The following is a 15,352-nucleotide window of genomic DNA, read 5'->3' on the forward strand; positions in this document are numbered from 1 at the left end:
GGCTAAGTACTTTGGAAGCGTCAGAAGGTGCGTTCTTTCGGCGGAATTGTCTCCACCGTCAGCGGTTTGGTCACCACGCGCTTGTACTCCAGATGGTTGTCATGCGAGAACCACAGCGTGTGCTTCATCCAGCTGTCATCGTCGCGTTTCGGATAGTCGTCATGCGCATGCGCGCCACGGCTTTCTTTGCGCGCCTCTGCCGAGACGATGGTGGCTTTGGCGGCTTCGATGATGTTTTCCAGCTCCAGCGCTTCGATGCGGGCGGTGTTGAAGACCTTGGATTTATCCTTGAACGAAACATGCTTGCGCTTTTCGTCCAGGGCCAGGATTTGCTTCTTGCCTTCTTCTAACAGCGCATCGGTGCGGAACACGCCGCAATACTTTTGCATGGTGTTGCGGATCTCGCCGGCCACGCTTTGCACTTTTTCGCCGCCGGTGGAATTTTCCAGACGCGCCAGGCGTTCCATCACGCGGTCAACAGCTTCCGCCGGCACATCTTTATTGCTGCGGCTCTTCAAGTTTTGCGCCACCACATGGTTGCCTGCGGCGCGGCCAAACACCAGCAAATCGAGCAGCGAGTTGGTGCCCAGGCGGTTCGCGCCGTGCACCGAGACGCAAGCGCATTCGCCGATTGCGTACAGACCATTCACCACCTGATTCGCATTCGGATCAGTGGCGCTGGGAACCACTACCTGACCATGGATATTGGTCGGGATGCCGCCCATCTGATAGTGAATCGTCGGCACCACCGGAATCGGTTCGCGCGTCGCATCGACATTGGCGAATTTGTGGCCGATTTCCAAAATCGAGGGCAGACGCTTTTTGATGGTGTCGGCGCCGATATGACGCAGATCCAGCAACACATGGTCTTTATTCGGGCCGCAGCCACGGCCTTCTTTGATTTCCTGGTCCATCGAACGCGAGACGAAATCGCGCGGCGCCAGATCTTTCAGCTTGGGCGCGTAACGCTCCATGAAACGTTCGCCGTTGGAGTTCAGCAAAATCCCGCCCTCGCCGCGCACGCCTTCGGTAATCAAGACGCCTGCGCCGGCCACGCCGGTCGGGTGGAATTGCCAGAATTCCATATCTTGCAGCGGGATGCCGGCGCGCGCCGCCATGCCCATGCCGTCGCCGGTATTGATAAAGGCATTGGTCGATGCGGCCCAGATACGGCCCGCGCCGCCAGTCGCGAAAATCGTGGTCTTGGCTTCCAGCAGCATCACATCGCCGGTTTCCATTTCCAGCGCCACCACGCCCACCACATCGCCTTCCGCGTCGCGCACCAGGTCAATCGCCATCCATTCGACAAAGAAATGGGTGCGCGCGCGCACATTGCGTTGATACAGGGTGTGCAACATGGCGTGGCCGGTGCGGTCAGCCGCAGCGCAAGCGCGTTGCACCGGCTTTTCACCCCAGGATGCGGTGTGGCCGCCGAACGGGCGCTGATAAATCGTACCGTCCGGATTGCGGTCAAACGGCATGCCGAAGTGCTCCAGCTCATACACCACCTTGGGCGCTTCACGGCACATGAATTCGATCGCATCCTGGTCGCCCAGCCAATCGCTGCCCTTGACGGTGTCAAACATATGCCAGTGCCAATTGTCTTCCGACATATTGCCCAGCGAAGCGCCAATGCCGCCTTGCGCGGCGACGGTGTGCGAGCGGGTCGGGAACACTTTGGATAACACCGCCACATTCAGACCTGCCTCGGCCAATTGCAGCGAAGCGCGCATGCCGGAGCCGCCGGCGCCGACGATCACCGCATCGAAACGGCGGCTTGGAATTGCAGTTTTGATAGCTGCCACGATCACACTCTCCACAGGATCTGAATCATCCAGCCGGCGCAAGCGACCAGCCAGACGATGGTAAACATATGCAGGAACAGACGTGCGCCTACCGGCTTGACATAGTCCATCCAGATATCGCGCACGCCAACCCAGACGTGGTACAGCAGCGCGCAAAAAGTAACGAAGGAGATCAGTTTGAACCACTGTTGCGCAAACAGACCGGCCCAGCCGTGGTAGCCGAAGCTTTTCGCGGTCAGTACGTTAAACAACAGGATCAGGGTGTAGAGCGCCATGATGAAGGCGGTCAGGCGTTGCGCCAGCCAGTCACGCAGACCGTAGCCGGCCCCGACCACTAAGCGCTTGGGTCCGATATTATCTTGTGCCATATCAGAATACTCCAAAGATTTTCAAGCCGATCAAAGCGGTCAGCGACAGACTGATCACCAACACGCTGGCGGCTGAGTGACGGGCGGAAATTTTATCCAGGCCGATGTGCAGATCCATGATCAAGTGACGGATGCCGGCGCAGAAATGGTGCAGATAGCCCCAGACCAGGACCAGCAGAAGCAGTTTGCACCATGGCTGGGCAAACCAGTTCAAGCGCAAATACTCATAAGTGCCTTCCGAGGTCAGGCTTTGTTCAAACAGATACAACACAAAAGGCAGCAGCAGAAACATCAGCAGCCCGCTGATCCGGTGCAGAATCGAGACTAAGGCCGCCAGCGGCAAGCGGTAGCCAATGATTTCTGTCACATGGATGTTGCGGAACTCAGGCCGTTTCTTTTTGCCGTTGCCTTGGATGGCTTCAGACATGGATTCCCCCTAAATATTCAAGAGTGACACGGACGGCGCAAAAACACCAAACCCGCAATTTTCGCCGATTTTTGTGCGATACACCAAAAAAATTCCACAGTGCATCGTTTTTTCTTCCATTTTCCTGCCGCCGCCGGCATTTCAGCGGCAAACACCGCCAAGTTTGCTCCGCCCATGAAATATACACTCAACTCAATTCGTTATGATAGTGATAATCACGCGTCAAATACCAGCCGCGCCGCAATTCCACCGGCTGCTCGCCGTAAGTCAGGGAAACCCGCTCCACATGCAACAGCGGCGTGGCGGCATCCACCTGTAACAACTCACTGATGCGCCCTTCCGCCGCCACCGCACGCAGCTTTTCGCTGGCGCGAATCATGCGCGTGCCGAATTCCTGCTCGAACAGGGCGTACATCGGCCCCTTGTACTCCGCCAGCCGCTCCAGCGTCAGCCCTTTGAACAGATTGCCGGGCAGCCAGATCTCTTCAACAATGGTCGGCGCGCCGGCAAAGCATTGCAGGCGACGGATGAAAATCACCGCATCGCCGGCTTTCAAGGCCAACAAGCGCGCCACCTCAGCCGGCGCGCGCAGGCGGCGCACCTCAAGAATCCGGTTTTCCGGTTGCAAGCGGTTGCCGGCGTCAGGCGACAGGCGCAAAAAGCGGAACTGCACTTTTTCTTCTTCGTGCGTGGCGACAAAAGTGCCCTTGCCCTGGCGCCGCACCACCAGATTTTCCGCCGCCAATTCATCAATCGCTTTGCGCACCGTGCCCTGGCTGACCTTGAAGCGGGCCGCCAACTCGGTTTCACTGGGGATTAATTCGCCCGGCTTCCATTTGCCGGATTGCAGACTTTGCATCAGCAAAGCCTTGATCTGCTGATACAGCGGGGCATACACAGGCGGCAGCGCACTGACCGCATTCGCGGCGGACGCTTCGCTTTTACCCGCTGGCGCGGGGACTGGATCGGTCAGGTCTGGGTTCATAAGGCCAGATTTGATCATAAAAGCGCCGCCCCGTCCAGAAAAACAGATGTCTTATATAAGACATAAGATATCAATTGACAAAACACCGTTCACTGACTAAACTGACGGGCGTTTCAGGCTTGCGCCAAAGATTACAAAACTGTGCAAAGCTGCGCGCTGTTTGCGCCGTCAGGCTGACGCCAAATCCTGTATTCACTGCACAGCAAGCCGGTTCAACGGTATCATTGTCATTTGTCGAGGAAATGCCGGTCATGCAAAAGATAGGATATTTTTGCCCAGATGCAAGGCGCGTAAAGCGCTCTGCCGCCGCCGGCGCGGCGCGTCGTGATCAGATCAAGCTGATTGACGCACGCCAGACTTGCCGTATTTACCGTTTCATCCTTCCTGATCTGGAGATCTACTATGGCTAAAGCCCCAATGCGCGTCGCTGTCACCGGCGCCGCCGGTCAAATCGGTTATTCCCTGCTGTTCCGCATCGCCAACGGCGATATGCTGGGCAAGGATCAGCCGGTGATTTTGCAATTGCTGGAAATCCCCGACGAAAAAGCGCAAAAAGCCTTGAAAGGCGTGATGATGGAAATCGACGATTGCGCTTTCCCGCTGTTGGCCGGCATGACTGCGCATTCCGATCCGATGACCGCATTCAAAGACGCCGATGTGGCGCTGCTGGTCGGCGCCCGTCCGCGCGGCCCCGGCATGGAACGCAAAGACCTGCTGGAAGCGAATGCGCAAATCTTCACCGTGCAAGGCAAAGCGCTGGACGCCGTCGCTTCGCGCAATGTGAAGGTGCTGGTGGTGGGCAATCCGGCCAACACCAACGCCTATATCGCGATGAAATCGGCGCCTTCGCTGCCGGCTAAAAACTTCACCGCCATGCTGCGTCTGGACCACAACCGCGCGCTGTCGCAAATCGCCGCCAAAACCGGCAAGCCGGTGGCTGCGATTGAAAAACTGTGCGTCTGGGGCAACCACTCGCCGACCATGTACGCGGACTACCGTTACGCCACCATCGACGGCGCCAGCGTGAAAGACCTGATCAACGATCACGAATGGAACCGCGACGTGTTCCTGCCGACCGTGGGCAAACGCGGCGCAGCGATCATCGAAGCGCGCGGCCTGTCCTCCGCTGCCTCCGCCGCCAATGCCGCAATTGACCATGTGCGCGACTGGGTGCTGGGCACCAATGGCAAATGGACCACCATGGGCATTCCGTCTGACGGTTCGTATGGCATCCCGGAAGGCGTGATGTTCGGCTTCCCGGTCACCACCGAAAACGGCGAATACACCATTGTGCAAGGCCTGTCTATCGATGAATTCTCGCAAGAGCGCATCAACAAGACCCTGGCTGAGCTGGAAGAAGAACGCGCAGGCGTGGCCCATCTGCTGGGTTGATCCTGTTTGAAAGCGGCGCCGGCGATTTCCGGCGCCAGGCGGCAGGCGGCTCGGCGCCGCTTACCGCCTCCCCACCCAGCAACGAGAGGAACGCCAGGCATGCATGCCGCCGAGGTTTTATTCCAGGGCACACGCCGCCCGCTGATCCTGCCCCCGTGCGACCATTACGCGGGTGCGGAAAAGCTGATGCGCAAGTCGCTGGCCCTGCAACAAGAGCTTGGCCCGATTTTTGATCTCACCTTTGATTGTGAAGACGGCGCCGCCGCCGGCGATGAAGCCGCGCACGCGCGCCTGATCGGCAGCTTGATCGCCTCCCCTGAAAACCAGTTTGGCCGCATTGGCGCCCGCGTGCACGATGTGCACAGCCGCCATTTCCGCGACGATGTGGCGCATATTTGCGAACTGGCCGGCAAGCGCCTGGCCTATCTGGTGTTGCCCAAAGCGGAAGGACTGGATGATGTGCAAGCCGCACTCGACATAATCGCGCAATACGCGCCGCCCGGCCTGCCGCTGCATGTGCTGATTGAAAGCCATGGCGCGCTGCACGATGCCTGGCGCATCGCCGCCCTGCCGCAAGTCGAATGCCTGTCTTTCGGGATTATGGATTTTGTTTCAGCCCATCATGGCGCGGTGCCGGCGCAAGCGATGCGCTCGCCGGGCCAATTCAGCCACCCGCTGGTGGTGCGCGCCAAGCTTGAAATCGCCGCCGCCTGTCATGCGCACGGCAAAATCGCCTCACACAATGTCTGCACCGAATTCAAAGACAGCGCCCAGGTCGCACACGACGCCGCGCGCGCAGCGCAGGAATTCGCCTATCAGCGTATGTGGAGCATCCACCCGAATCAAATCAAGCCCATCGTCAAAGCGTTCACCCCGCGTAATTCGGAAGTGACGGAAGCCTGCGCGATTCTGCTCGATGCGCAGCAGGCGCAATGGGGGCCGATACAACAAAACGGCAGACTGCACGATCGCGCCAGCTACCGTTATTATTGGACAATTTTGCAACGCGCGAAGGCGGCAGGCATGCATGTGCCGGAAGCTGCGCAAAGCTTGTTTGTAAATGAATGAACCCGGCGCCCTCATGTTGATAGCGCCAAGACTGAAGGAAGAAATGATGGCTGACTCCCTGTTTGCACTGATTACGCGCACCTTGTGCCTTGCGCTGCCGCTCGCCTTAAGCGCGCCGGCATTGGCTGCGCCCACCGAAAAACCTGCTGTGAGTCAGAAAAAGACCAGCAAAAAGGCCGGCAAAAAAACCGCCGCGCCCGCCACCAGCGAAAACGAAGCCGCGCCCGATGTGCAAGGCGCACAAGGCGTGGACTACCACTGCGAACACGGGGCCAGCCTGACCCTTTATCAATACGTCAACGATGAGCAGCGCGCCGCCCTGCGCTGGAAAAACCGCCTGCTCAGCATGAAGCGCATCACCACCTCCACCGGCGCGGCGCGCTTTGAAAACACGCAAGCCGGCTTGGTATGGATCGGCATTCCGGCTAAAGGCATTTTGCTGGACGCCAAGAAAGGCCAGCAACTGGCGAATGAATGCAAGAGCCGGGAACAGGTGTTGGAAGCCCGGCAACAAGCCGCGCCGGCGCCTGTGAACAGCGCCGCCGCACCGGCCCAGCCGGCAGCGGCAGCCGCGCCGGCGGCAACCGAGCAGGCTGGCGCGCCGGCTGCGCCGGCAGCACCGGCGCAGCCGACCGCAACCGCAGCACAACCCGCAGTTTAAGATCATGCAGGCGATCCGCCTGCCGTTTTTCCCCGGCCAGCCAGGCAGCTTTGGCCGCTGCAGCCGGGTTTATCACACATAAGGAGAAGTCATGGCCAGCAACACTTTGAATACGCTGAAAGATTTCAAAATCACCGACGACAAAAAGGGCAAGTTCTACTCTCTGCCAGCACTGGAAAAGCAATTGGGCGTGAAAATCTCGCGCCTGCCGGTGTCGATCCGTGTGGTGCTGGAATCTGTGCTGCGCAACTGCGATGGCAAGAAAGTGACTGAAGAACACGTCAAGCAATTGGCCAATTGGCAGCCCACTGCAGAGCGCGTGGATGAAATCCCGTTTGTGGTGGCGCGTGTCGTGCTGCAAGACTTCACCGGCGTGCCGCTGCTGGCCGACCTGGCCGCAATGCGCAATGTCGCCTCCAAAATGGGGAAAAACCCGAAAAAGATCGAACCGCTGGTGCCGGTCGATCTGGTGGTGGACCACTCGGTGCAAATCGACCATTTCCGCGAAAAGAAAGCGCTCGACCTGAACATGAAACTGGAATTTTCGCGCAATAACGAGCGCTACCAGTTCATGAAATGGGGTATGCAGGCGTTTGACACCTTTGGCGTGGTGCCGCCGGGCTTCGGCATTGTGCACCAGGTCAATCTGGAATACTTAGCGCGCGGCGTGCACTGCAATAAGAAAGAAAGCGTGTACTACCCCGACACCCTGGTCGGCACCGACTCCCACACCACCATGATCAATGGCATCGGCGTGGTGGGCTGGGGCGTGGGCGGCATTGAAGCCGAAGCCGGCATGCTGGGCCAGCCGGTGTACTTCCTGACCCCGGACGTGATCGGCGTCAACCTGACCGGCAAGCTGCGCGAAGGCTGCACCGCCACCGACCTGGTGCTGACCATCACCGAAATGCTGCGTAAAGAAAAAGTGGTGGGCAAGTTTGTCGAATTCTTCGGCGAAGGCACCGCCTCGCTGTCGCTGACCGACCGCGCCACCATCGCCAATATGGCCCCGGAATACGGCGCCACCATGGGCTTCTTCCCGGTCGATGAAGCAACCATCGACTATTTCAAAGGCACCGGCCGCAAGAAATCTGAAATCGAAGCATTTGAAGCCTACTTCAAAGCGCAAAAGATGTTCGGCATCCCGAAAAAGGGCCAGATCGACTACACCCGTGAACTGACGCTGGACCTGTCCACCGTCACGCCGTCGCTGGCCGGCCCGAAACGCCCGCAAGACCGCATCGAAATCGGCAATGTGAAATCCACCTTCTCCGATCTGTTTACCAAACCGACCAAGGAAAACGGCTTTAACAAGAAAGCTGAAGACCTGTGCGCGGAATACAAAAACAGCGATGGCGTGTCCCTGAAAAACGGCGACGTGCTGATTGCCGCCATCACTTCCTGCACCAACACCTCCAACCCGAACGTGTTGCTGGCCGCCGGCCTGCTGGCCAAGAAAGCGGTGGAAGCCGGCCTCAAAGTCGCGCCGCACATCAAGACTTCGCTGGCCCCCGGCTCGCGCGTGGTGACCAAGTACCTGGAAGATGCCGGCCTCTTGCCTTACCTGGAAAAACTGGGCTTTGGCGTCACCGCTTACGGTTGCACCACCTGTATCGGCAATGCCGGCGACCTGACCCCGGCCATGAACGAAGCGATTGTGGCGAATGACGTGGTGGCTGCTGCGGTGCTGTCCGGCAACCGCAACTTTGAAGCCCGGATTCACCCGAACATCCGCGCCAACTTCCTGGCTTCGCCGCCACTGGTGGTGGCGTATGCCATCGCCGGCAATGTCACGGTGGACTTGATGAGCGAGCCGGTGGGCAAGGGCAAGGGCGGCAAAGATGTGTACCTGGGACAGATTTGGCCCAGCAGCGAGGAAATCAATGGCCTGTTGAAGTTCGCGATGAGCGCCAAGAACTTCAAAGAAAACTACGCTGACGTCAAAAACGCTCCCGGCAAGCTGTGGGAAAAAGTGTCGTCGGTGTCGGGCCAAGTGTATAACTGGCCGGATTCGACCTATATCGCCGAGCCGCCGTTCTTTGCTGAATTCGGCATGCAACCGGCTGCCGCAGCGGCTGGCATTTCCGGCGCGCGCGCTTTAGGCGTGTTTGGCGACTCGATCACCACCGACCACATTTCCCCGGCCGGCTCGATCAAAGAAAGCTCGCCGGCAGGCAAATGGCTGTTGGAGCGCGGCGTATTGAAAGCCGACTTCAACTCCTACGGCTCGCGTCGCGGCAATCACGAAATCATGATGCGCGGGACGTTTGCCAATGTGCGTATCAAGAACTTGATGATTCCGCCGAAAGCCGACGGTTCCGCAGTCGAAGGCGGCATCACGATTCACCAGCCGAGCGGCGAGCAAATGTCGATTTATGACGCCGCCATGCGTTACATAGCCTCTGGCGTGCCGACCATGGTATTCGGCGGCGAAGAATACGGCACCGGTTCTTCGCGCGACTGGGCGGCCAAGGGCACCCAATTGCTGGGCGTGAAGGCGGTGATCTGCCGCTCCTTCGAGCGCATCCACCGCTCCAACCTGGTCGGCATGGGCGTGCTGCCGCTGCAATTCATCGGCGACGACAGCGTGCAAAGCCTGGGCATCACCGGCAATGAAACCTTTGATCTGAAGGGTTTGGACGGTGAAATCAAGCCGCAACAAAAAGCGACCCTGGTGATCCACCGCGCCGACGGCAGCAAGAAAGAAGTGCAACTGCTGCTGCGCATCGACACCCCGATCGAAGTCGATTACTACAAGCACGGCGGGATTCTGCCTTTCGTGCTGCGCCAGTTGCTCGCGGCGTAATCGTTGGAAAAACCTGGCTGGCGCAAGCTGGCCAGCGCAAAAAACGCCATGCGCATGCAAGTGCGCGTGGCGTTTTTTTATGGGTTTATGCAGGCTGGCGCTGAGCGCAGCGATGCCCGGCATCCGACACCGGTTGATACCCAAAGGAATTGGCGCAAGCCACAGCGCACGGCGCATCCCCCGGTAGGAGCGGCTTTAGCCGCGAATGACGTCTGCGCGGAACAAGGGCCAGATTCGCGGCTGAAGCCGCTCCCACAAGGAATGGCGCGCCTTCATGAAATGACGTTTTACGACAACTAGCGGGGGGTGTATTTTGCCTGAGCAGCGCATATCCAATCCCGCTGTTTCTTGCTGTAGGAGCGGCTTTAGCCGCGAATAGCGTCTGCGCGGAACAACGGCCTGATTCGCGGCTAAAGCCGCTCCTGCCACAATGTCACGGCCATGTTCGCGACTGAAGCAGCTCCTGCCAAAAGGAGACAAGCCGCTGGCATCGCCACGCGCAATGCACGCATCCCCCCAAAAAAAATCCGCCCCTGCCCGCTTGTGATTTTGGTACAACAAGCTTAGCCACAATCCGTTTTCAACACATCATGCGCTGTTAGAATCAAGCAAAGACAGCCGGGGAGAAGGCGATGCGGAGCAATGAGGCGCAACGGAACAAGGGGTGGGGCTGGCCATGGCTGGCTGGTTTGCTGTGTTGCCAGATGTTATTGGCTGGAGGGATAAAAGCTGAAGCTGCTGGCACAGCACCTACTCTCGCAGCGGCAGTTGCTGAAGAAAAAGACCAACCCTATCTACGCCTGGAAACCGGGGCGCATATGGCGCCAATCAAGCGCATCGCCACAGATGCGCAAGGCCGCTACGCCGTCACCGCCAGCGATGACAAAACCGCGCGCGTGTGGGAAATCGCCACAGGCCGCCTCTTGCAAACCTTGCGCGTGCCGATAGGGCCAGGGGATGAAGGCAAGCTGTATGCGGTAGCGCTGTCGCCGGATGGGGAAACGGTTGCGCTGGGCGGTTTTACCAATGCGACTGACAGCCATCAAAGTATCTATCTGTTTGCGCGCAGCAGTGGGCAAATGCGTGCACGTTTTAGCGGCTTGCCGAATGTTGTGAGTCAGCTTTCCTACAGCCCGGACGGGCGCTGGCTGGCGGCTTGTCTGTGGAATGGAGGCTTGCGCGTGTATGACAGCCAACAAGGCGCCGCGCAAACACCCTTGGCCGATAGGGATTATGGCGGCACCTGCTATGGCGCCGCATGGCGTCAGGATGGCTGGCTGGCTACCAGCAGCTTTGATGGCAAACTGCGCTTATACCAGATCAGCCAGGCAGGTTTGCAGCGCAAGCAAAGCGTGGCGGCGCCAAGCGGCAAACTGCCTTTTCAACTGCATTTCTCGCCGGATGGCAAGCGCCTGGCGGTAGGCTATAGCGATAGCCGCCAAGTCGATGTGCTGGATGGCGACAGCCTGGAAAAGCTGTATGCACCCGATGTCAGCGGGGTGGACAATGGTAATTTAGGCCGCGTCGCCTTTTCCGCCGACGGGCGCAGTCTGGTGGCCACAGGGAGTTGGAAAAAAGATGGCAAAACCATGCTGCGACTATGGGCTGAGGGCGGGCGTGGCGCTTACAGCGATCTTGCCGTGAGTGAAAATACGGTGATGGATATCCAGCCCCTGCCGCAAACCGGCTGGCTGCTGGCTGCATCTGACCCTGCCTGGGGTGTGCTGCAAGAGAGCATGCAAACAAAAAGCCGCGCCAGCATTGCCAATTTATTCGGCAACAGGAATGCGGCGCTGTTAGTGGATGAGACAGGGCGCAGCCTGTCTTTTGGCTTTGCCGGCATGGGGAGGGAGCCATGGCAATTTGATATGGCGCAAAGAAAACTCAGCCCGGGCCAGCTCAAAACCGGCCATGCGCCACGCACCGATGGTTTGCCGCTGACAAACTGGGAGGACAACACCCGCCCCGTGCTCAAAGACCTGGCTTTAACGCTTCATCAAGGTGAAACATCCCGCAGCCTGGCGCTGGATGCCAAGGCTGAGCGCTTTGTGCTGGGCGCCGATTGGAGCTTGCGCCAATTTGACGCCAGCGGCAAACAAGCATGGGAAAAGCCCGTTCCCGGTGCGTCCTGGGGCGTCAACATCCCGCGCGCCGGGCGGGTGGTGGTGGTGGCGTATGGCGATGGCACTTTGCGCTGGCATCGTTTATCTGACGGCCAGGAATTATTGGCTTTTTTCCCGCATGGGGATCGCAAGCGCTGGGTCTTATGGACGCCTGGCGGCTATTACGACGCCAGCCCCGGGGCGGAAGAATTGATAGGCTGGCATATCAACCGGGGGCCGGATAGAGCAGCGGATTTTTACCCGGCGGCGCGTTTTCGTGAACGTTTTTACCGCCCCGATGTGATTGATTTGGTGCTGGACACCTTGGATGAGGGGGAAGCGCTGCGGCTGGCGAATGAAAACCGGCCCCAGGCGCTGAACAACAAAAGTATTGCCCAAAGCCTGCCGCCCACCCTGCATTTGCAAACCCCGGCAGATATCCGCAGCAGCAGCGAACGCATCCGCATTCAAGCGCGCGCCGACAGCGCCGCCGATGCGCCGATCAAGCGCTGGTTTGTGCGGATTGATGGCGTGAAGGCGAATCTGTCAGTTGCCGCACAAAGCCAGTTTGACCAGGAAATCAGCATTCCACGGGAAGATTGCACGGTGGAATTGTTTGCTGAAAATAAATATGGCGTGTCCAACCCGCTGCCGGTGCGCGTGACTTGGCAGGGCCGGGCGCCAAGCGCCGCCGCCAATCTGCGCCTGCCGCTATTGCGCATTTTGGCGATAGGCGTGAGCGACTATCCCAAGGGCATTCCGCCTTTGCAATTTGCGCATAAGGATGCGCAGGATTTCATCCAATTTTTCCAGGCGCAAAAAGGGGTGCTGTACCGCGATGTGCACATCACTCCCCTGCTGAATGGCAACGCCACGCGCGATGCGATTACGCGCGCTATGCAAGCGCTGGAAGAGCAGGTGAAGGGCAGTGATGATGTGACCATGGTGTTTTTTTCCGGGCATGGCGAGATGGCCGGCAATGGCAAGCTGTTTTTCCTGCCCGCAGATGTGAAACCGGATAATTTGCGCGGCAGTGCGATCCGGCATGAAGAAGTGCTGGAATTGGTCAGCAGTTTGCGCGGCAAAGCGCTGGTGTTTTTAGATGCTTGCCGCTCAGGCGGCGGGAAAAAAGCCGCCGAGAGTTTTGACATTACCCGGATTGTGAATGAAATGGGCAGCGCGCAAAGCGGGGCGGTGGTGTTCGCCTCCAGCACCGGGCGCGAGTTTTCTCTGGAAAAAAGCGCCTTGCAAAATGGGGTGTTTACCGCCGCCTTACTGGAAGGCTTGCGCGGCGCGGCAGCGGAACAGGGCAAGATCACGCATGGCAGCTTGCGCCGGTATTTGGAAAAGCGGGTGCCGGCCTTAAGCGGCGATGCGCAACATCCCAGCTTCCTGGCGCCGCAATCGGTGCAGGATTTTCCGATTGCGGTGCAGCGATGATGTTTTGGCAAAAAACCAAGACCAAGGCAACACCCGGTAGGAGCGGCTTTAGCCGCGAACCAGGTCGCGCCACATGGCAAACGCCATTCGCGGCTAAAGCCGCTCCTGCAATACTGAATCAGGCCGGCGGTTTTGCTTTCGCGGCTGAAGCCGCTTCCACAATACTGAATCAGGCTGACGGTTTTGCTTTCGCGGCTGAAGCCGCTCCTACAATACTGAATCAGGCTGACGGTTTTGCTTTCGCGGCTGAAGCCGCTCCCACAATACTGAATCAGGCCGACGGTTTTGCTTTCGCGGCAAAAGCCGCTCCTGCCGGCCAAAATCGGGCTGCTGGTTTATTTAAGCGCTTTGGGCTGGCGCTGTCCACGCTGCTTTTCACTGCCCCGCTGCTGTGCACGGCGCAGGAGGCGGCGCGCTTGGCGGATGGTTGTCCGGGGCCGGGCAGGCCCAGGCAAATCGCTTTATTGATCGGGGCCGGGCAGTTTGACGCCGGTTTTAAACCCTTGGAAGGGGCGGCGAACGATGTCGCCGCGCTGGCTGATGTTTTGCACAAGCGCTGGTGTTTCGCCAAAGAAGATATCAAAGTCTTGCTCAACCGCCAGCCGCATGCCGAGGCGACCCGGGAGAATATTTTGCACGAATTGCGCGCCTTGGCCGCGCGCAGCAAGCCGGGCGACAGTATCTTGATTTATTTTTCCGGCCACGGCAGCAGCGCGCACGATAGCCAGAGCAAATGGGATGCCGAATTGGCGCCCTTGCCGCATGACAGCGGGGCGTTTTTGCCGGTGGACGCCAAGCGCAATGGGGAAAATCTGCTCATCGGGCGGCGGGATTTGAAGCCGATTTTATTGGAATTGGAAAAACGCAATCCGGTCTGGCTGATCGCTGACGCCTGTTATTCCGGCGAATATGTGCGCGATCCGCGTTTTGCCAAACGCGCCCTGCCCGCTTTCACACCGCGCTTAGCCTCGCTGGAGCATCAGCGCCGCAAACCGCTGGCCGAACGTGAGCGCGCGATCCGCCTCCAGCCCTCGCCCTATCCCTATATGCAAGTGCAATTTTTGGCCGCAGCGGCTGCCGGTGAGGTGGCGGTGGAGTTGCCGGGCGGCGGCGATCCCTTCAGCGGCAGCCGCGATGGCGCCGCGCATGGCGCCTTGAGCGACACCCTGTTGCGCATCTTGCACGGCGAGCTTGACGCCGACGCCAACCGCGATGGATTTTTAAGCTTGGAAGAAGTGCAAAGCGCCGCCGCCGGATTCATGCAGCGCCGCCCTTACGGCCACAGTGCACAACGCCTGCCGCGCGCCAGTGAAGACAATAATGGCTTGCTGGCTGCGCCGGTCTTATTGCGCCGCATCACGCCCAGCGCGCCGGCCAGCGAACGCGGCCCGCTGCGGCTGCGCGTGGATAGCGCGCTGCAAGACGATAAAGCGCTGTGGCAGGCGCTGAAAAAACCATTGCAGCAATGGCGCCAGCAAGGCTTGCTGGCAATGCAGTCCGATACCGCGCAAACTGCGGAATTCAGTATCAGCCGCTATGGCGGCGGTTTGCAAATCAAGGACAGCGACGAAGCCGATGTGCTGAGCTGGGCCGCGCTGGATGCGCCAGCGCAGCAAGATTTTCTGCAGCATGTGCATGCGCTCGCCTTCTGGCATGCGTTGCGCAATGCGGCGGCGGCGGCGCGCACTGCGGTGATCAGCCTGGATGTGGAGGCGCCGGGGCGCGGCGATATCTTGCAGCAAGGGCAAGCGCTGCGCGAAGTGGCGCGCGCCGCCGCACCGGCGCAATGGCTGGTCTTGCATCTTCACGCCAAGGGACAGGTGCACATCTATGCGCCGCCGCCCGGGCAGTTGCTGCAATTGCCGGGAGCGCAACAAGAGCGCTTGCTGACCCAAGCGGATACCGGTTTGCAGTGGTATTTGTACCTTGCCTTTGACGCGCAAGACCAGACCATGCAAGCGCTGCGGACTGCGCTGTTGGATGCCAGTCAGTCAGGCAGCTTAACGTTGCAAGACGCCGCCCTGGCGCAATTGCTGAAACGCTTGCAACAGCGCGCCCGAAAGACGGGTCCCGCGCCGCGCCTGGAAGCGGCGTGGCGCAGCCTGCAGGTCTTGCCGCGCGATTGAAGCGCGGCAAGACCTTGCGCGCTTGCACCCAGCTGCCCGGGCCTTGGCTGGCGCCGTTACCGGCTGTTTACCGGCTGCTGCTTGATTTGTCGTAGGCGATTGAAGCCCATGGCCCCGCATCAACACTTCGGCAACACCCGCGCCGGTTTTCGCGACAGATTCGCTGCCACAA

Annotated in this window: 11 protein-coding genes; 7 read left to right on the plus strand and 4 right to left on the minus strand. The window is 59.3% G+C overall.

What is annotated here, in order from left to right; genetic code table 11:
• Positions 1-20: 20 nt before the first annotated feature.
• The 4 genes from sdhA to V8J88_RS14385 form a co-directional block, all read right to left on the minus strand.
• Complete coding sequence (gene sdhA, locus V8J88_RS14370) at positions 21-1,805, minus strand: succinate dehydrogenase flavoprotein subunit (protein ID WP_338844834.1); 1,785 nt, start codon at positions 1,803-1,805, stop codon at positions 21-23.
• A gap of 2 nt (positions 1,806-1,807) precedes the next feature.
• Entirely contained in the window at positions 1,808-2,173 is a 366-nt protein-coding gene (sdhD, locus tag V8J88_RS14375; protein ID WP_338844835.1) for a succinate dehydrogenase, hydrophobic membrane anchor protein, read from the minus strand.
• A gap of 1 nt (position 2,174) precedes the next feature.
• On the minus strand, positions 2,175-2,600 hold the full coding sequence (sdhC, locus tag V8J88_RS14380; protein ID WP_338844836.1) for a succinate dehydrogenase, cytochrome b556 subunit: 426 nt from the start codon (positions 2,598-2,600) through the stop codon (positions 2,175-2,177).
• 187 nt (positions 2,601-2,787) lie between these two features.
• Entirely contained in the window at positions 2,788-3,585 is a 798-nt protein-coding gene (locus tag V8J88_RS14385) for a GntR family transcriptional regulator (RefSeq protein ID WP_338844837.1), read from the minus strand.
• A 74-nt stretch (positions 3,586-3,659) separates the two neighbouring features.
• On the opposite strand from V8J88_RS14385, the gene V8J88_RS14390 reads away from it, so the two are divergent.
• From V8J88_RS14390 to V8J88_RS14420, 7 genes are all read left to right on the plus strand, one after another.
• Complete coding sequence (locus V8J88_RS14390) at positions 3,660-3,995, plus strand: hypothetical protein (protein ID WP_338844838.1); 336 nt, start codon at positions 3,660-3,662, stop codon at positions 3,993-3,995.
• Entirely contained in the window at positions 3,988-4,977 is a 990-nt protein-coding gene (locus V8J88_RS14395; protein WP_338844839.1) for a malate dehydrogenase, read from the plus strand. The genes V8J88_RS14390 and V8J88_RS14395 overlap by 8 nt, the downstream gene beginning before the upstream one ends.
• 99 nt (positions 4,978-5,076) lie before the next feature.
• Positions 5,077-6,045 carry an aldolase/citrate lyase family protein gene (locus tag V8J88_RS14400; RefSeq protein ID WP_338844841.1) on the plus strand — a complete coding sequence of 323 codons (969 nt, stop codon included), beginning with the start codon at positions 5,077-5,079 and terminating at the stop codon, positions 6,043-6,045.
• 43 nt (positions 6,046-6,088) lie between these two features.
• Positions 6,089-6,706, plus strand: coding sequence for a hypothetical protein (locus V8J88_RS14405; protein ID WP_338844842.1), 618 nt, complete (start codon positions 6,089-6,091; stop codon positions 6,704-6,706).
• Between the two features lie 91 nt (positions 6,707-6,797).
• A complete protein-coding gene (gene acnA / locus V8J88_RS14410) occupies positions 6,798-9,512 on the plus strand; it encodes an aconitate hydratase AcnA (RefSeq protein ID WP_338844844.1) in 2,715 nt (904 codons plus the stop codon).
• A gap of 818 nt (positions 9,513-10,330) precedes the next feature.
• Entirely contained in the window at positions 10,331-13,054 is a 2,724-nt protein-coding gene (locus tag V8J88_RS14415) for a caspase family protein (protein ID WP_338844845.1), read from the plus strand.
• 416 nt (positions 13,055-13,470) lie between these two features.
• Positions 13,471-15,180, plus strand: coding sequence for a caspase family protein (locus V8J88_RS14420; RefSeq protein WP_338844846.1), 1,710 nt, complete (start codon positions 13,471-13,473; stop codon positions 15,178-15,180).
• The last annotated feature ends 172 nt before the right edge of the window (positions 15,181-15,352 follow it).

It is taken from the genome of Massilia sp. W12, assembly GCF_037300705.1.
In the GTDB taxonomy this organism is placed as follows: Bacteria; Pseudomonadota; Gammaproteobacteria; order Burkholderiales; family Burkholderiaceae_D; genus JACPVY01.

Excerpts from the sequence above, each read along its gene's own strand:
- V8J88_RS14400 (WP_338844841.1), top strand. The coding sequence starts at position 5,077 with ATGCATGCCGCCGAGGTTTTATTCCAGGGCACACGCCGCCCGCTGATC.
- V8J88_RS14395 (WP_338844839.1), top strand. The coding sequence starts at position 3,988 with ATGGCTAAAGCCCCAATGCGCGTCGCTGTCACCGGCGCCGCCGGTCAA.
- V8J88_RS14415 (WP_338844845.1), top strand. The coding sequence starts at position 10,331 with ATGGCGCCAATCAAGCGCATCGCCACAGATGCGCAAGGCCGCTACGCC.
- sdhC (WP_338844836.1), bottom strand. The coding sequence starts at position 2,600 with ATGTCTGAAGCCATCCAAGGCAACGGCAAAAAGAAACGGCCTGAGTTC.
- V8J88_RS14385 (WP_338844837.1), bottom strand. The coding sequence starts at position 3,585 with ATGAACCCAGACCTGACCGATCCAGTCCCCGCGCCAGCGGGTAAAAGC.
- sdhD (WP_338844835.1), bottom strand. The coding sequence starts at position 2,173 with ATGGCACAAGATAATATCGGACCCAAGCGCTTAGTGGTCGGGGCCGGC.
- acnA (WP_338844844.1), top strand. The coding sequence starts at position 6,798 with ATGGCCAGCAACACTTTGAATACGCTGAAAGATTTCAAAATCACCGAC.
- V8J88_RS14405 (WP_338844842.1), top strand. The coding sequence starts at position 6,089 with ATGATGGCTGACTCCCTGTTTGCACTGATTACGCGCACCTTGTGCCTT.